This is a genomic window from Nocardia sp. NPDC055029, from assembly GCF_053608525.1.
This window is the reverse complement of sequence record NZ_JBSGVQ010000002.1, coordinates 318,908-334,853: the sequence shown is the minus strand read 5'-3', so window position 1 is coordinate 334,853 and position 15,946 is coordinate 318,908. Positions and strand designations below refer to the sequence as shown.

The 15,946-nt window shown below is 69.6% G+C and carries 16 protein-coding genes; 4 read left to right on the top strand and 12 right to left on the bottom strand.

The window, feature by feature from the left end; all coding sequences use genetic code 11:
* The 3 genes from ACWF9G_RS03390 to ACWF9G_RS03380 all read right to left on the bottom strand — a co-directional run.
* Positions 1-1,825: AMP-dependent synthetase/ligase (locus ACWF9G_RS03390; RefSeq protein WP_452513352.1), on the bottom strand; the 1,825-nt coding region annotated here is incomplete at its 3' end.
* A 134-nt stretch (positions 1,826-1,959) separates the two neighbouring features.
* The gene (locus ACWF9G_RS03385) at positions 1,960-2,700 is read right to left on the bottom strand and encodes a GTP cyclohydrolase II (protein WP_452513351.1); all 741 of its coding nucleotides are present in this window, start codon (positions 2,698-2,700) and stop codon (positions 1,960-1,962) included.
* Positions 2,701-2,801: 101 nt separating this feature from the next.
* Complete coding sequence (locus ACWF9G_RS03380) at positions 2,802-4,301, bottom strand: PfkB family carbohydrate kinase (protein ID WP_452513369.1); 1,500 nt, start codon at positions 4,299-4,301, stop codon at positions 2,802-2,804.
* Between the two features lie 170 nt (positions 4,302-4,471).
* Here ACWF9G_RS03380 and ACWF9G_RS03375 point away from each other — a divergent pair, with 170 nt between their 5' ends.
* Positions 4,472-4,852, top strand: coding sequence for a hypothetical protein (locus tag ACWF9G_RS03375; protein WP_379310716.1), 381 nt, complete (start codon positions 4,472-4,474; stop codon positions 4,850-4,852).
* A gap of 4 nt (positions 4,853-4,856) precedes the next feature.
* Here the strand turns inward: ACWF9G_RS03375 and ACWF9G_RS03370 are convergent, their stop codons facing one another.
* From ACWF9G_RS03370 to ACWF9G_RS03360, 3 genes are read right to left on the bottom strand one after another with little or no spacing between them, the layout of a single operon-like run.
* A complete protein-coding gene (locus ACWF9G_RS03370; RefSeq protein ID WP_452513348.1) occupies positions 4,857-5,936 on the bottom strand; it encodes a quinone-dependent dihydroorotate dehydrogenase in 1,080 nt (359 codons plus the stop codon).
* Positions 5,937-5,944: 8 nt separating this feature from the next.
* Positions 5,945-6,199 carry a DUF5703 family protein gene (locus tag ACWF9G_RS03365; protein ID WP_379310714.1) on the bottom strand — a complete coding sequence of 85 codons (255 nt, stop codon included), beginning with the start codon at positions 6,197-6,199 and terminating at the stop codon, positions 5,945-5,947.
* Positions 6,199-7,206 carry a YncE family protein gene (locus tag ACWF9G_RS03360; RefSeq protein ID WP_452513346.1) on the bottom strand — a complete coding sequence of 336 codons (1,008 nt, stop codon included), beginning with the start codon at positions 7,204-7,206 and terminating at the stop codon, positions 6,199-6,201. The genes ACWF9G_RS03365 and ACWF9G_RS03360 overlap by 1 nt, the downstream gene beginning before the upstream one ends.
* A 162-nt stretch (positions 7,207-7,368) precedes the next feature.
* Here ACWF9G_RS03360 and ACWF9G_RS03355 point away from each other — a divergent pair, with 162 nt between their 5' ends.
* From ACWF9G_RS03355 to ACWF9G_RS03345, 3 genes are read left to right on the top strand one after another with little or no spacing between them, the layout of a single operon-like run.
* Positions 7,369-7,725 carry a hypothetical protein gene (locus ACWF9G_RS03355; protein WP_452513345.1) on the top strand — a complete coding sequence of 119 codons (357 nt, stop codon included), beginning with the start codon at positions 7,369-7,371 and terminating at the stop codon, positions 7,723-7,725.
* A gap of 6 nt (positions 7,726-7,731) precedes the next feature.
* Entirely contained in the window at positions 7,732-8,265 is a 534-nt protein-coding gene (locus tag ACWF9G_RS03350; protein ID WP_379310711.1) for a hypothetical protein, read from the top strand.
* A 2-nt stretch (positions 8,266-8,267) separates the two neighbouring features.
* The gene (locus ACWF9G_RS03345) at positions 8,268-10,364 is read left to right on the top strand and encodes an MMPL family transporter (protein WP_452513343.1); all 2,097 of its coding nucleotides are present in this window, start codon (positions 8,268-8,270) and stop codon (positions 10,362-10,364) included.
* 9 nt (positions 10,365-10,373) lie between these two features.
* Here the strand turns inward: ACWF9G_RS03345 and ACWF9G_RS03340 are convergent, their stop codons facing one another.
* From ACWF9G_RS03340 to ACWF9G_RS03315, 6 genes are all read right to left on the bottom strand, one after another.
* A complete protein-coding gene (locus ACWF9G_RS03340; RefSeq protein ID WP_452513341.1) occupies positions 10,374-11,162 on the bottom strand; it encodes an oxidoreductase in 789 nt (262 codons plus the stop codon).
* Positions 11,163-11,232: 70 nt separating this feature from the next.
* Positions 11,233-11,808, bottom strand: a complete 576-nt coding sequence (locus tag ACWF9G_RS03335; protein WP_379310708.1) for a TetR/AcrR family transcriptional regulator — start codon at positions 11,806-11,808, stop codon at positions 11,233-11,235.
* A gap of 50 nt (positions 11,809-11,858) precedes the next feature.
* Positions 11,859-12,749 carry a heme ABC transporter ATP-binding protein gene (locus ACWF9G_RS03330; RefSeq protein ID WP_452513340.1) on the bottom strand — a complete coding sequence of 297 codons (891 nt, stop codon included), beginning with the start codon at positions 12,747-12,749 and terminating at the stop codon, positions 11,859-11,861.
* Complete coding sequence (locus ACWF9G_RS03325) at positions 12,746-13,867, bottom strand: FecCD family ABC transporter permease (protein ID WP_379310706.1); 1,122 nt, start codon at positions 13,865-13,867, stop codon at positions 12,746-12,748. Before ACWF9G_RS03325 ends, ACWF9G_RS03330 begins: the two co-directional genes overlap by 4 nt.
* Entirely contained in the window at positions 13,864-14,877 is a 1,014-nt protein-coding gene (locus ACWF9G_RS03320; RefSeq protein WP_452513338.1) for a heme/hemin ABC transporter substrate-binding protein, read from the bottom strand. Before ACWF9G_RS03320 ends, ACWF9G_RS03325 begins: the two co-directional genes overlap by 4 nt.
* A gap of 17 nt (positions 14,878-14,894) precedes the next feature.
* Positions 14,895-15,872 carry an aldo/keto reductase gene (locus ACWF9G_RS03315; RefSeq protein ID WP_452513336.1) on the bottom strand — a complete coding sequence of 326 codons (978 nt, stop codon included), beginning with the start codon at positions 15,870-15,872 and terminating at the stop codon, positions 14,895-14,897.
* Positions 15,873-15,946 lie beyond the last annotated feature (74 nt).

The following is a 15,946-nucleotide window of genomic DNA, read 5'->3' as shown; positions in this document are numbered from 1 at the left end:
ACTTCACATTGACGACGTGCTCTGCCGGGGTCGCGGCGTACAGCTGCTCGATGTCGGTGGCGTACTTCTTCGCGATCGGGGTCCGCTTGAGCGACATCTTCGGGGTCAGCTCGTCGCCGCCCGGCTCCCACAGGTTCTCCACGATGACGAAGCGCTTGATCTGCTCCACCCGCGAGAGCTTGCGGTTGCCCGCGGTCACCGCGGCCTTGACCTCCTCGACGATCTCGGCGCGGCGCGCGAGCTCGGCGTGGGTGGCGTCGGTGGCGCCGAACTCCTTGGCGCGCAACGCCGCGACATCGGGATCGAGCATGATCAGCGCGGTGATGTAGGGGCGGGCGTCACCGATGGCGACGGCCTGACCGATCATCGACGACGCCGCCTTCATGGCGTTCTCGATATTGGAGGGGGCGATGTTCTTGCCCGCCTCGCTGATGATCAGTTCCTTCTTGCGGTCGACGATGCGCAGGTAGCCGTCGGCGTCGAGGGTGCCGATGTCACCGGTGTGCAGCCAGCCCGCGTCGTCGATGGCCTCGGCGGTCTTGTCGGGCATGTTGCGGTAGCCGGGGGTGACGATCGGGCCGCGGATGAGCACCTCGCCGTCGGCGTCCAGACGCAGTTCGACACCGTCCATGACACGACCGACCGAGCCGGGGCGCGGCTTGTCGAGATCGGTGAACGTGCCGACACCGGTGGTCTCGGACATGCCCCACACCTCGCTGACCGCGAACCCGAGGCCGAGGAAGTACTCCAGGGTCTCCGCGGGCACCGGGGCGGCGCCGGACGCGGCGACCTTCAGATCGCCGAAACCGAGCGCCTCGCGCAGCTTGGACAGCACCAGGGCGTCGGCGGCCTTGTGCTGCACACCGAGCAGCAGCGAGCCGCCCTCACCGGACAGCTTCGCCTTGGCCTGCGCCACACCGACACCGATCGCCCAGTTGGCCAGGGCCTTCTTCACCGGGCTCGGCTCGACCGCGAGCTTGTTCTCGATACCGGCCTTGATCTTCTGCCACACCCGCGGCACACCGAAGAACACGGTGGGGCGGGCGTCGGGCAGGGCGGCGGCGATCTCGCGCGGGTCGGTGACCGTGGTGATCTGGATGCCGGTGAGCAGGCTCATCGCGTGCGCGGAGATGCGGTCGGCGACATGCGCGGCAGGCAGATACGACACGGCACGGTCGTCGAAACCGACCGGCAGCGGACCGGAGACCAGGCCGACGACCTGGGCGATCACATTGCCCTGGGTGAGCTCGACACCCTTGGAGGGGCCGGTGGTGCCGGAGGTGTAGATCAGGGTGGCCAGATCGCCCGGCTGCACCGCCTGCCACGCGGCCTCGAAGTCGAAGTCGGGCAGCGGATCCGACTCCAGCTGGGCCAGGCCGATGGTGCCCTCGGCGGTGCCGTCGACGAGCACGGTGTGCTCGACCTCTGTGCCCGATTCACGGATGACGTCGAGGAATGCCTGCTCGGTGATCACGACCTTGTTGCCCGCGTTGGCGAACACGTGCGCGATCTGCTCCGGGGAGCTGGTGTTGTACACCGAGAACGGGGTCGCGCCCAGGTGCAGGGCCGCGGTGTCGATCAGGTTGAACTCGGGGCGGTTGGTGAGCATGATGCCGACCGCGTCGCCGTGGCCGACGCCGAGCTTCGCCAGGCCTGCCGCCAGTGCCCGCACCCGCGTCGCGTACTCCGCCCAGGTGATCTGCTGGGTGCCGCCCACCGTTCGCAAAGCGATCTGGTCGGGCCGCAACGCGGCGGTCTGCTGGAAGGCGGCGGGCACGGTGTGCACCGTGACGCCGGAAGCGTGCGCGAAACCGATGTCTGTCATATCCCTGTTCCCGATATAGGCCGTGCCGGACGCCGAGCCAATGCGAGTGAATCTGTCTCATCATCTCGAGCGATGGGCGTCGACAGTGGCGCGGCTCACTTATCGTAACCGGACATACGGGATTGTGGCGGTGGTTACCGTCGACGCGCGAAGAGCCTGCGCCATCCGCGCGGGGTCTGCGCGGCCGGCGGCTGTGGTGCGGTGACAGTGCCAGGGTGCGGCGCCCAGGGCGCGAAGTCGCGGGGGATCATGTGCTTGCGCCACCGCACCTTGGCATCGAGATAGCGCCTGCCACGGTCGGTCTCGAGCCGCACGGCCAGCGGAATCACCTCGACCGCGATCCCCGCCTCGGTGAGCGCGCGCAGCTTGTCGGGATTGTTGGTCAGCAGGCGCACCTGGTGCAGACCGAGGCCGAGCAGTGCCTTGGCGACGAGTTCGTATCGGCGGGTGTCGGGTTCGAGACCGAGCCGGGCGTAGCTCTCGAAGGTGTCGATGTCGTAGCGCTCGCTGGTGCGATAGCCGATGGCCTTCCAGATCAGGCCTGCGCCACGGCCCTCCTGTTCGAGGTACACCAGCACACCGGCGCCTTCGGCCTGGATCATGTCCATCGACAGGGCCAGCTCGGGGCCGCAGTCGCAGTCGTCGGAGCCGAGGGCATCGCCGTACAGGCACCGCGAATGGACTCGGACCAGCGGCTTCTCGCCGGGGTCGCCGAACACCAGCACATAGCCGCCGTCGGCCGGGTCATCGATCGTGTGCACCTGCACCCGCAGCCGGGTGCCGTTGCGGCTGAACTGGTGTTCCGGTCGCAGGTCGTCAACGTCTCGTCCGGTCGCCTCACCCGGCGGGACCTGGACGGGCTCGATGATCGTCAAGCGCTCCTCCGAGACGGTGTCGGCATCGGAAAATCCGCTGCGTGGACGGTGTAGGGGCAAGGCAACGGCGCGACTCTACTCCGGCTGTGATGCCAGGCACATCAACCGGGGGTCACACCGGTGTTACGGGTGACACCGTCACGCGCGTACAGCTGCATGATCCGGTCGACCTCGGCGACCTGGGGGAAGCCGGCCGACACCGCGCCCAGCTTCTGCGTCGGCAGCATCGCGGCCGTTGCCCACACGAAATCCGCTGCGGTGAGGGCATCCTCGGACTGCACCACCCGGTAGGCGAGGGCGGCCGCGAAGGCGGCGGCGGCGCCGACGGCCGCTTTGAGGACCTGGGGAAAGTGGTCGACGACGATATCGTCGTCGTCGGAATAGACGGTGCAGCCGAAGCCGTCGACGGCACACACCGCCGACACGCCGAGCCCTCGCAGGCGCCGCGCGGTGTCGGCGGCGGAGTCGGTGTCGACGTCCGGGAGCAGCGCGTCGAGTTCGACGGTGCTGCCGACGAGGTAGTCGACGACGTCGAGGTACCGGTACAACCCTTGCGGCACGGCAATACTCGGTGCGGCACAGACGATCACCTGGGGGCGCTCCGGGAGATCCCGGACGTACGCGAGGACCTGTTCGATGATCGGCGCGGGCTGCTCGAAGGTGAGCACGACCACCGCCGATCCCGCCAGCGCCGCCCGGGCCTCGGGTCGGTCGATGTCGTCGTCGAGCAACTGCACGCGCGAGTCGCGGCAGGCGATGAGACGCACTTCGCCGCTGTGGTTCATGACGACGGCCGTGACCAGAGTCGCCGCGGACGGCACAACTTTCACCAGCGAGCGGCCGACGTCGTAGTCCGCGAGCAGGTTCAGGATGCGCGCTCCGTTGGCATCGTCGCCGACGGCCGCGATCAACTGCACGTCGAGCCCGAGCAGGGCGGCGGCGACGGCCCGGTTGAGTCCCTTGCCGCCCGGCAGGCCGGCGAAGGTGCCGTCGACGGGGGCTTGCCTGGCCGGGAAGGTGTCGACCCGGTAGAGGTGGTCGATCACGGCATCGCCGATCACGGTGACCGTCCGGCCCGTCGGCGCCGAGGTGGGCGTCACGCCGGTCGGGGGAGCGGCGGCGGTCGCCGGATCGGCGGTGAGCAGACCGGCGAGCGTGGTGAGTGCGGCACGCTCGGCCGTGGTGCGCAGGCGTTTCACCGTCGGCGCCGCCGGGGTGGTGGTGGCACCGATGGCGGTGTGCAGGGGTATCCACTGCTGCGCCAGGTACTCGCGGCGGGCGCCGAGGTTGGCCGCGTACAGCTGGTCGGGATCGATGTCGCCGTTCGGCGATTCACGCAGCAGACCGAGCGCGAGGGTCGCATCGGCGATGAGACGCTCGGCGGGGGGCAATTGCCGGGTCGTCTCGCGGAGCACCGGCAGGACCGCCTCCTCGCGGGAGACGCCTTCGCGCTGCGCGTAATCGGTCACCACCGGGAGATCGAGAATCGGCGCTGCTCCGATCTCGGTGTGCCGCAGTCGTTCTGCGCTGAGACCGGAGAACTTGCCCAGCCGCGCGAGAATGCCGCGTACCAGGTCTGTTCGTGCGTCCTGCGGGAGCATCGGCACGCGATTGGCCCTCCATGGTCGTGACGGCGGTGTTTGAGCAGCATCTCGTCGGGCAATTACCAATCTACAACGGCAATTGACCGCACTGAAGGGCAAATGCCACACTGGAATTCCCAGGAACCGGGAGCACCGAACCGCTCCCCTTCGTGGAATCGGAGTCTCCGATGACCATTCACATCACACCGGACGACATGCGCAGCACCCACAGCCCCGAATACGCGGAGCGCGTCGGGTCGGACCCCGAGATCTGGCGGCTGAGCTGGTTGCCGGAACGTCGGCTGAGCCGGGACCAGGCCTACGCTGGCATGGAGCTCGACGAATTGATCAGCGACCTCACCGCCGCCGGCGACCGCCTCGCGCACGCGCAGATCAACGCCCTGGCCGACACCGTCGGAATCGTCTGGGAACAGGCGATCATCCGGCTCTACAAGCGAATGCTCGCTCGCGTCGACGACCCCGACGAGGCCGGACCCCCGCTGACCAGGCCGCGCACCACGACGTACCTGTTCGGGCACGGCGGAACGCGGCAGGTCAACTACGGATAGGCCCTCAGGCCGACGGCGTGCGGTGCTCGGCGCCGACCGCGTCGGACAGCGAGCGGAAACCGCCGGCGCGCAGGTTGGCGGCGATGCCGCGGTGGATGCGGGTGGTCCAGAAGGGGCCGCCGTAGATGAAGCCGGTGTAGCCCTGCAGGAGGGTGGCGCCCGCCAGGATGCGGGCCCAGGCCTGGTCGGCGTTCTCGATACCGCCGACCGAGATCAGGACCAGCTTGTCGCCGACGCGGGCGTAGAGGCGGCGCAGAACTTCCAGGGAGCGTTCGGCGACGGGCGGACCGGACAAACCGCCCGCGCCCATCGCTTCGACCTCGGCGGCCGGGGTCGCCAGGCCGTCGCGGCGGATGGTGGTGTTGGTGGCGACGATGCCTGCCAGGCCCATTTCGACGGCGAGGTCGGCGACGGCGTCGATGTCCTCGTCGGACAGGTCGGGGGCGATCTTGACCAGGACCGGAACGGTGACGCTGTCGAGCACGGCCTGCAGGATCGGGCGCAGCGACTCGACGGCCTGCAGGTCACGCAGACCGGGGGTGTTGGGGGAGGACACGTTCACGACGACGAAATCGGCGAGGGGGCCGAGTAGTCGGGCGCTGGTGGCGTAATCGCCTGCGGCGGCCTCGGGTTCGGTGACCTTGGTCTTGCCGATGTTCGCGCCGATCGGGACGGTCGAATGCGCGTTGTGCAGGCGGGCGGCGGCCGCGGCGGCGCCGTGGTTGTTGAAACCCATCCGGTTGATCAGGCCGTGGTCGGCGGGCAGCCGGAACAGGCGCGGCGCCGGGTTACCCGGCTGGGCGTGCGCGGTGACGGTGCCGATCTCGGCGAAACCGAAACCGAGCGAGCCCCAGGTGTTCACGCCGTCGGCGTTCTTGTCGAAACCGGCGGCCAGGCCGAGCGGTGCGGGGAAATCGACACCGAAGGCGGTGGTGGCCAGGATCGGGTCGTCGGCGACGGTCAGCTTGCGCGCCAGCCAGCGAGTCGGCGGGAACCAGGTGGCGAACCGCAGGGCGGCGAAAACCAGGTGATGCACCCGCTCCGGCGGGACCAGGAACATCAGGCGTAGTAACAGGGCGTACATGGGTCGGCTCACAATCCGGGTTCGGGCACAGGCAGGACGGCATTCTTGCGGCGGCGCAACAACACCCGGCGGCTGCCGTCGGTGTAGGCGCGTACCCGCGACAACTCCCAGCCACCGAATTCGGCCTGGATGGCCAGCCGCATCGAGGCGGTGACCCGGGTGACCTCGGGTGGCAGCCGCAGCGGCACGTATTCGTAGTCGTCGTTGCTGGTTTCCCAGCTCGGCGGAACCGCCGAGCGAGAACCGCGAGGCTTGGCCGCCATCACTGCCCTCTCTTCCGCTCGTCCGCACCGATCCGCTGCAAACCCTCACCCGTGGCCGAGGCCACGAACAGGTCGCCGGTACGTTCGTCGACGGTCACCGCATCGGGCTGGCGCAGGGTCGGGAACCGTCCCACCTCGACACCGATCCCGGTCGACAGGTCGTAACCGACGACCTCGTTGCTCTCCGTGCAGGTCACCCAGACCGTGTTCGAGCGCGGATCGTAGGCGAGCGCGTAAGGCGACGATGATACCGGGAAACGCTGGCGTAGCACGAGCGGGCCTGCCGAGTAGACCAGCAGTTCACCGCCCGCGGTGTCGGTGACGATGATCCGCCCTTCCGGGTCGGCGACGGCGTTTGCTGCGCCGTCACCGGCGCGCAGCATCAGGCCGAGCGCGTCGTCGCGGACGCTGACGACGGCGGTCTGCTTGCGGTCGAGGACGGTGATGTCGGCACCGGTCAGGGCGATCACGTCGGCCGAGACGAGGCCGGTGACGGTGCGGGCGACGCTGCCGTCGGGGCGCAGTTCACGCACCGTGCCGTCGGCCGTGCCGACGACCAGCGTGCCGTCCGTGCGTGTTTGCACACTCTGCACGTCGCCGTCGACGGGAACCTCGGTCACGGTGCCCGCGGTCACGTCGACCCGCAGCACCCGATCCGGGGCGGCGACGAGCACTTCACCCGCTGTGCCCTGGGCCAAAGCCGCGCCCACGGCGGGCAGGGTGACGGTCCGCGCGGTGGTGGGCGCGGCGGGGTCGAGCAAGGTCAGCGTGGTGCCCGCGGTGTCGAGGGCGGCGAGGCGACCGGTGTGCCGTTCGGCCAGCAGCGCTTTCGTCGCGGCGGCGGGAATGACCTGGCCTGCGGGCGATGTCGCGGTGGCAGGGGAGACGGCCGCGGTGGCCGGATCCCTGGTCGGCACATCGGGGCCGTCCGCACCGGCACATCCCGTCAGCACCACCAGTGCCGCCGCGCCGAACAGCGCTGAGGCGACCGAGCCGCGAGGGCGCATGCACCGAACTCCTAATCTCACGAGGTGACCGCTGATCACCATCTGACCATGATGACTCACCGGTAGCTCCGACCGGGTGGCGCGCGTCGGGCCTGTCGGTGACGGAGGTTACTGTTGACATGTCGACAAATGTTTTGCCAGGACGCGGGGAGGGGATGAACGATGACCGACCGGACAACCGCGGGCTTCGGCATCGATGACATCTCCGTCGGCCCCTTCGCCCACGGTTTCGGCACCACCGACGACGGCCGCGCGTTCACCTTCCGCACCCACCGCGCCACCCTCACCGTGCAGATCTACCGCGCCGACCTGGGTGAGACCGTGCCAGGCGCCGACGATGTGGTCGCCACCGCGCAGGCGCAGGTCACCGATATCGACCTCGGTGACGAACGCAGCGTCACCGCGTTCGTGCGCGATCTGCTCCACCACGCGATCCCGGTCCCGACCGCCGCGCCGAGGGACGCCATGACGGTCCGGAGCATCCTGGGCCGGATCAGTGCCGTGATTGATGGTATGTAGATGGTGATGTCTTCCACACTTTTCGCCAGGGCCGCTGCGGCCACCGCCTGCCTCACGGCCCTCGTCGCCCTCACCGCCTGCGGTGGTGGCACCGACGAGGCCTCGGTCGACGCCGCACGGTCATCGGCCCAAGCCTCCCTGTCCTCCTCCATCGCGGTCTCGTCGAGCAAGGCCAATGTGCCGCTGCCGACCGCCGTGGAACTCGACGCGCAGATCAAGCGCGCGCTCGACCCCAACCTGCCCGATGTCGAACGCACCGACCTGATCGAGGACGGCGCCGCGTTCAAGGACGCGATCCCCGACATGTACAAGGCGCTGCGCGACAACCCGCACGCCGTCTACGGCGTCGTCGACCCCGTCTTCGACAACCGTGACGGCACGCTGACCGCCACGATGCGCCTGGACAAGGACGGTTCGGGCACCAATATCCGCACCACCATCGTGCATTTCGTGCTGCTCGACGGGAAGTGGAAGATCTCGCGCACCGATCTGTGCGGCATCCTGCGCTCGGCGGACTATCGCACCGCCGCCTGCGGCTGACGATGCGGGAATCGCGTGCGATGCGGTGGGGCCGGTTCGTCCACCGCCACCGCTACCTCGTGCTCGGGATCTTCATCCTGACGGTGCTGATCTCGGGCTGGTTCGGCCGGGATATGGCGGGCCGCTACACCCAGGAGGGCTGGTTCGACGAGTCCAGCCAATCGGTGGCGGCCTCGAAACTGGCCGATGACACCTTCGGCCGCGACACCGACGGCGACCTGATCGTCATCTACACCGCCCCCGCCGGCGCCACCGTCGACGATCCCGCCGTGCGCGGCCCGGTGGTGGCCGCGCTCGCGGACCTGCGCGAGCAGTACGGCACGCACATCCACAAGATCGACAGCTACTGGGACAGCCCGTTCTCGGCGGACGCCTCCGATCCCAGCAAGCAGCACGCGTTCGCCAGTATCGGACTGGCCGGTGGTGGCGGAACGGCCACGGTCAACAACTATCTCGCCCTGAAACCGCATCTCGACGCCGGTGTGCCCGGTGGCGGGCCCGGCGGCACCACCGTGCAGCTTGCGGGATTGCAGCCGGTGGTCGAGGGCATCAACATCGGGATGCAGCACGACATCCGGCGCGCGGAGCTCATCGCGTTGCCGATCGTGGCGATCCTGCTGTACTTCGTGTTCGGCGGGGTCATCGGTGCGTTGCTGCCGGTCATGATCGGCGCGCTCACCGTCCTCGGCACCTCCGGCATCCTGCGGTTCCTCACCGCGCACATCGAGGTCAATGTGTTCGCCAGTGCGGTGATGACACTGGTCAGCCTCGGTTTGGCGATCGACTACGGACTGTTCACGGTGACCAGATTCCGGGAGGAACTCGCGGCGGGCCGCAGTGTGGAGGACGCGACGGCCCGCACCGTCGCGACGGCGGGCCGCACCGTGTTGTTCTCGGCGGCGATCATCGCGATCAGCCTCGGCGCGCTGTTCATCTTCCCCAACGGTGTGCTGCGCTCGGTGCCCTACGGCGGTATCTCCGCGGTGATGCTGGCCGCGCTGCTGTCGGTGACCGCGCTGCCCGCGGCGTTGAGCATCGCCGGGCACCGCATCGACTGGCTGGGCTGGAAGCGATTCTCGCGCAGCAAGACCGAGGCGGAGATCGACGCGGGATTCTTCTCCCGGCTGGCGCAGTGGGCGATGCGGCGGCCCTGGGCGGTCGTGATCCCGATCGTGCTCGGCCTGCTGGCCTTGAGTATTCCGTTGCGCCACATCGAGTTCGGCGGGATCAGCGAGAAGTATCTGGCGGCGGACAATCCGGCGCGCGTGGCGCAGGAGGATTTCGACCGGCTCTTCCCCGGCTTCCGCACCGAACCGGTGAAGCTGGTCGTGGTCGGCGCCTCACCCCAGCAGCTCGGCGACATCCGGTTCGAGGCCAATCAGATTCCGGGCCTGACCGGCCGGTTCGAGCCCGCGGCGCCGACCAAGGACGGGGTCAACGTCCTCTCGGCCGGACTCGGTGACAAACGCGACGCCGACCGGGTGATCGACACCCTGCGCGACCTGCCCGAACCACCGGGCGTCCAGATCATGGTCGCCGGTATTCCCGCACTGGAACGCGACAGCATCAACGGCCTGATCGACGGTCTCCCGCTGCTGTTGGCGATCCTGATCGCCGCGGCGCTGGCGATGATGGTGATCGCGTTCCGGTCGGTGATCCTGGCGGTGAAGGCCGTCGCGATGAGCGCGCTCAGTCTCGTCTCGACGCTGGGCGTGCTGACGTGGATCTTCGTGCAAGGACACGGTTCCGACGCCTTCCACTTCACGCCGGGACCGCTGATGTTCGCGGTGGTGGCGTTGATCGTCACCGTGATCTTCGGGTTGTCCACCGACTACGAGGTGTTCCTGCTGTCGCGGATCGCGGAGAAACGGGCCTCGGGCGCCGATGCCACCGAATCCATCCGCTACGGCGTCGCCCACACCGGTGGCGTGATCACCTCGGCGGCGGCGATCCTCATCGTCGTGACGGGCGCTTTCGGCTTCTCCGATCTGGTGCTGATGAAGTACATCGCCTACGGCATGATCGTCGCGCTCGTCATCGACGCGACGATCATCCGCATGGTGCTCACCCCCGCCTTGCTCAAGATCATCTGGCGGTGAGCGCGGGGCTCAGGTCGTCTTGATGATGCCGCCGTCGATCACCAGGTCGGCGCCGACGATATTGGCTGCCTTGCCGGAGGCGAGGAAGGTGATCAGGGCGGCGACTTCCTCGGCTTCGGTGATGCGGCGCGAGGCGATGTCGAACTGGTCGGGCAGGGCGTCGAGGAGTTGCTGGTGAGAGACGCCCTGCGCGGCGGCCAGTTGCGCGCCGATGCGATGCTCGTCGCGCCAGATCCTGGTGCCGACCGGGCCCGGTGAGACGGTGTTGACCCGGACGCCGCGCGGGCCGAATTCCTCGCTGAGTCGCTTGCCGAACGAGGTGAGCGCGGCCTTGGCCTCGCTGTAGCCGACCGGGCCGGACCCGGGGACGTGGGCGTTGATCGAGGAGACGTTGATGACGGTTCCGCGGCGATCGAGCAGGCTCGGGAGGGCAGCGCGGGTGGTGCGGACCGCGCTGAACAGGTTGAGGTCGAGGTAGTGGCGCCACTGGTCGTCGGTGCTGTCGAGGAATCCGCTCAGCGTGAGCCATTCGGGGTCGCCACCGCCGACATTGTTGACCAGGATGTCGATCCCGCCGAGTTCCTCGAGGGCGGTGCCGATGACCGTGGTCGCGCCCTCGCTGGTGCTGAGATCGGCGGAAACGGTGGCGGCCGAGGCCTTCTCGAGTTCCGGGGTGATGGTGCGGGCGGCGCCGAGGACGCGGACGCCTGCCGCGGCGAAGGCTTCGGCGACGGCCAAACCGATGCCGCGGGAGGCGCCGGTGACGACGGCGGTCTTGCCGGTGAGTTCGAGATCCATGGAAGATCCTTTCTTGAACTGTAGGTCAAAAATATGGGCAAGCGAAAAGGCTGGGTGGTGGAGCGGGGAATCAGAGGACGGTCAGTGCGACGTCGACGAGGCGGTAGAGCTCGGGAGCGTCGTTGGTCTTGGCCATGATGCGCAGGCCGACGCTGGTTGTGAACAGGAGCGCGGCGACCGAGTGCGGGTCGATTGTCGCGTCGATGTCACCGTCGCGGCGGCCCTGATCGATGCGGGCGGCCAGGGCGGCGACGATGCGTTGTTCGATGTCGCGCAAGGTTTTCGTGATCGCGGGGTCCTGGCCGCCGAACTCGGCGGCGGTATTGGCCGCCAGGCAGCCGCGACGGATCGGGGTGGTGAAATCGAGGTCGATCGCGGCGCGCAGGTATTCGCGAAGGCAGTCGCGGGTGGTGCCCGGTCGGGACATGTAGTCCTCGGCCATGGCGACGCCCTGGTGTCCGTAGCGGTCGAGTGCCTGATCGAAGAGTGCGCGCTTGCTGCCGAACGTGTTGTACAGGCTGCCTTTTCCGATGCCGGTGGCGTCGGCGAGTTGCGCGGGGGAGGTGTTGGCGTAGCCGTGGGACCAGAACTGGTCGACCGCGCGGTCGATGACCGTGTCGGTGTCGAAGTTGCGGGGCCTGGCCATGATTCAACCGTAGGCGTTCTATACCGCTAGGTCAAGAACTGGGGTTGCCGTCAGCTGCGGCCGCGTTCGGGCAGGACCAGTTGCGCACCGGTGGTGGGGTGGTCGAAGACGTCGACCGGGTGGCGGTAGATCCTGGTGAGCAGGTCGTGAGTGAGAACCTCCCGTGGCGGACCGTCGGCGGCGACCCGGCCGCCGTCGAGCACGGTGACGCGATCGGCGTAGGCGGCGGCCACACCGAGGTCGTGCACGACGACCACCACGGCGGCACCGTCGGCGGCGCTGGCGGCGGCCAGGCGCAGCACCGCCTCCTGGTGGCCGATGTCGAGTGCGGCGGTCGGTTCGTCCAGCAGCAGGGTGGCGGTGTCCTGGGCGAGGACCCGGGCCAGGGCGACGCGGGCGCGTTCGCCGCCGGACAGCGACGGGAACACCCGGCCGGCGAGATGGGTGACGTCGGTGGCGGCCAGGGCGGCGGCGATGAGGTCGTCGTCGCGCTCGGCGGCGGGGGTGTGCAGCCAGGGCGCGCGGCCCATCGCGACGACTTCGCGGGCGGTGAACGGGAACCCGACCGCGTGCGATTGCGGCAACACCGCGCGTCGGCGGGCCATGTCGGCGTGGGTCCACTGCGCGAGGGCATGACCTTCGAGCTGCACCGTGCCGGTGCTCGGCGCGAGTTCACCGGCGAGGGCGGCGAGCAGGCTCGACTTGCCCGCGCCGTTCGGACCGACGAGGGCGACGATCTCACCGGCCGCCACCTGGAAGTCGACGTCCTCGAGAACGGTCCGGGCACCGCGCCGGACGGTGAGATCCGTCGCGCGCAGGGTGACAGTGCCTGGAGCGGGTCGCGCCGGGATATCGGGCGTCCGGGCGAACAGGCCACGCAGGGAACGGCTGCGACGCGGGGGAACCGCGGGTGTTTCGACGGCCGGATGGAGGTCGGTCATCCCCAGCCTCCCGCCCGCGCCCTGGTACGGCGCAGCAGCCAGAAGAAGAACGGGCCGCCGATCAGCGAGGTCAGCATGCCCAGCGGCAGGTCGGCGTTGTCGACCAGCGTGCGCGCCACGACGTCGGCGCCGAGCAACACCACCGAACCGACGATCGCGCTCAACGGGACGAGCACCCGATGCCCGGGACCGACGAGCATGCGCACCACGTGCGGCACGATCAGCCCCACGAACAAGATGATGCCGCTGAACGCCACCCCGGCGGCGGTCAGCACGGCCACCACCACGATCACCTGCCTGCGCAGCCGTTCCACGTCGACACCGAGATGACGGGCAGCGGAGTCACCGAGCGCGAGCAGATCCAGCCGCGGCGCGATGAGAACGGCGGCCAGCACACCGACCGAGGCCAGCACGGCGACCACCGCCACCGACTGCCAGGTGGCGCCGTTGAGGCTGCCGAGCTGCCAGAACACGATCTGATCCCGGGCCGCGGGCGTGGCGACGAACAGCAGCAACGCGATCAGACCGCCGGCGAAGGCGTTGATGGCGATGCCGGTGAGGATCAACGTCACGACTTCGGTGCGCCCACCCGAGCGAGACAGCACGTAGACGAGCGCGGTGGTGAGCAGTCCCGCGGCGAACGCGGCCGCGGCCACCGACCAGGAGGCGACGAACGCGCCACCGACCACGATGACGGTGCCCGCCCCGACCGCCGCACCCGCCGACACACCGATCACGCCGGGTTCGGCGAGCGGATTGGCGAACACACCCTGCAACAACGCACCCGCTGTCGCCAGCGAAGCCCCGACCAGGACGGCGAGCGCGACACGCGGGAATCGCACCTCCCACAGCGTCACCTCACCCGCCGGGTGCGCGGGCATCGGCCCGATATCGAGCCCGATCCGGTGCGCCACACTGCCCAGCACCTCGGCCGCGGTGGTCGGCACCTGACCGAGCACCGCCGACACCAGCGCCAGCACCACGAGGGCGATCAGCGCGACGGCGAACACGACGGTGACCCGGGTGGTCCGATGACGCGGGTGCGGCAGCGGGTCGGGAGTCGCGTCGTCGATCCGCGGCGCGTCCGCGGATTTCGTCAGGTCGGGGGCATCGCTCATGCCGGCTTGCCGTAGACGGCGTCGGACAGCGCGGTGATGACCCGGCCGGTGTTGGGGCCGAAGCTCAGCAGCACCGCGTCGGACATGTCGACGACCCGGCGATCGCGCCCGGCGGGAGTCTGGGCGATACCGGGGATCTTCACGAGCCCGTCGATCCCGCCGACCGACTTCAGCCCGTCCGACATCACCAGCAGCACATCGGGCGCGGCGGCGATCATCGCCTCGCTGGTGATCGCGGTGAACGGTTCGCTCACCCCGGCGGCGGTGCCCGCGTCGACGCCGCCAATCGCGGTGATCAGTGAATCGGCGCCCGAACCCGGGCCCGCGATCATGGTGATCGCGGTGCTGCGCAGGTACAGGAACGCGATCTTCGGCTGCGGATCCTGCTTCGGCACGCGGGCGGTGGCGGTGGCGATCTCGTCGCGGGTGCGCTGCCCGAGCTGCGCGCCTGCCTCCGGGACGCCGAGCGCGGTGGCGACGGCCTCGATCTGTGGCACCACGCCGTCCATGGTGCGGTCCGGATCGAAGTAGACGACGTCGACGCCAGCCGCTCGCAGCTGATCGCGGACCGCGGGCGCGGCGCTGGTGGTGTCGGTCAGGAACACCGACGGGCGAAGGGCGAGGACGGCCTCGACGCTGAGGGCGCCGTTGCCGCCCGCCACATTCGGCACGTCGGCGACGGCGGGGAAGGAGGCCGAGGTGCTACGGCCGACGAGGTTCGCGCCGAGGCCGAGGGCGTACACGGTCTGGGCGAGGGTGCCGTAGCGGTCGACGGCGATGATCCGCGACGCGTCGGTGACGGTCACCTCGGTGCCGTCGAAGGAGCGTGCGGTCGCGGGCAGGCGTGGCGTCGGCGGTGCGCCGATCGGGACGGGGTCCAGGTCGGCCAGCTGTGCCGTCGCGGGCCCGCCGGAAGTGGCAGTCGATGCAGGATTGCTTCCGGTGCAAGCGACGGTGCCCGTCAGCACCGTCGCCGCGAGCATCGCCGTCAGCAGACCACGCAGTTTCATGCAGGTAAGGCTAGCCATCATTCGGAACGGGCGCTCACATCGTCGAGAGCTGCCGCGATCGCGCGCGGCAACTCGAGGGTTTCGGCGGCCAGCACTCCGGTGAGCTGGCCGATGTCACGGGCACCCACGATCATGCTCGCGATGCCGGGCCGGTCCCTGATCCAGGCCAGCGCCACCGCAAGCGGCGAGGTGCCCAGGCCGTCGGCCGCGGTGACCAGCGCGTCCACCACACGGGTGGCGCGTTCGTCGTCGAGCCTGCGCCGGATCTCGGCGGCCGTCGCCTCGTCGGCGCCGCGCGAATCCGCGGGCACACCGTCGCGGTACTTACCGGTGAGGATGCCGCCCGCCAGCGGCGCGGAAGCGACGATGCCTGCCCCGTGGTGGCGGGCGGCCGGGATCACATCGTTCTCGGTGCCGCGCGCGAGCAGCGAGTACGGGGTCTGCGCGGCCGCGATCGGCGCGATCGCGGCGAGGCTGGCCAGCTGCCAGGCCGCGAACCCGCGCACACCCGCGTACCGGGTGCGACCGGTGCGGACCGCGGTCTCCAAGGTCGCCGCGACCTCGTCGAGCGGGGTGTAGGGGTCCCAGGCGGCGATGCTCCAGACGTCGAGATGATCGGTGCCCAGTTCGAGCAGCGTGCGGTCCAGTTGCGCGAGCAGCGTGCGCCGCGACGCGTCGACCACCGGGCCGGTCGCCGCCGGTGCGGGCACGCTGCCACCGACCCCGGCGCCGGGCGCGTGCAGGACCACACCCGCGCTGCCGCTGAGCACCAGATCGTCACGGGAGACCAGGTCGCCGAGCAGATCGGCGAGGATCCGCTGGGCCGCGCCGTCACCGTAGACGGGGGAGATGTCGACGAGCGTGCCACCGGCCTCGGTGAACGCCGCCAACTGCACCGATGCCTCGTCGGCGTCGGTATGGGTGCCCCAGGTATGGGTCGCCAAGCCGATCCGCGACACCCGAAGGCCGCTGCGTCCCACCGTCCGCTGTTCCATCACCGCGCCCGCGTTTTCGTCACGGCGCCCAGCCTAATGGGCGCACCGTGTGGACCCTCGCCGACGACCCGCGG

Coding starts and splice junctions, on each gene's coding strand:
- ACWF9G_RS03380 (WP_452513369.1), bottom strand. CDS start 4,301: ATGCTCCCGCAGGACGCACGAACAGACCTGGTACGCGGCATTCTCGCG.
- ACWF9G_RS03375 (WP_379310716.1), top strand. CDS start 4,472: ATGACCATTCACATCACACCGGACGACATGCGCAGCACCCACAGCCCC.
- ACWF9G_RS03370 (WP_452513348.1), bottom strand. CDS start 5,936: ATGTACGCCCTGTTACTACGCCTGATGTTCCTGGTCCCGCCGGAGCGG.
- ACWF9G_RS03365 (WP_379310714.1), bottom strand. CDS start 6,199: ATGGCGGCCAAGCCTCGCGGTTCTCGCTCGGCGGTTCCGCCGAGCTGG.
- ACWF9G_RS03360 (WP_452513346.1), bottom strand. CDS start 7,206: ATGCGCCCTCGCGGCTCGGTCGCCTCAGCGCTGTTCGGCGCGGCGGCA.
- ACWF9G_RS03355 (WP_452513345.1), top strand. CDS start 7,369: ATGACCGACCGGACAACCGCGGGCTTCGGCATCGATGACATCTCCGTC.
- ACWF9G_RS03350 (WP_379310711.1), top strand. CDS start 7,732: ATGTCTTCCACACTTTTCGCCAGGGCCGCTGCGGCCACCGCCTGCCTC.
- ACWF9G_RS03345 (WP_452513343.1), top strand. CDS start 8,268: ATGCGGGAATCGCGTGCGATGCGGTGGGGCCGGTTCGTCCACCGCCAC.
- ACWF9G_RS03340 (WP_452513341.1), bottom strand. CDS start 11,162: ATGGATCTCGAACTCACCGGCAAGACCGCCGTCGTCACCGGCGCCTCC.
- ACWF9G_RS03335 (WP_379310708.1), bottom strand. CDS start 11,808: ATGGCCAGGCCCCGCAACTTCGACACCGACACGGTCATCGACCGCGCG.
- ACWF9G_RS03330 (WP_452513340.1), bottom strand. CDS start 12,749: ATGACCGACCTCCATCCGGCCGTCGAAACACCCGCGGTTCCCCCGCGT.
- ACWF9G_RS03325 (WP_379310706.1), bottom strand. CDS start 13,867: ATGAGCGATGCCCCCGACCTGACGAAATCCGCGGACGCGCCGCGGATC.
- ACWF9G_RS03320 (WP_452513338.1), bottom strand. CDS start 14,877: ATGAAACTGCGTGGTCTGCTGACGGCGATGCTCGCGGCGACGGTGCTG.
- ACWF9G_RS03315 (WP_452513336.1), bottom strand. CDS start 15,872: ATGGAACAGCGGACGGTGGGACGCAGCGGCCTTCGGGTGTCGCGGATC.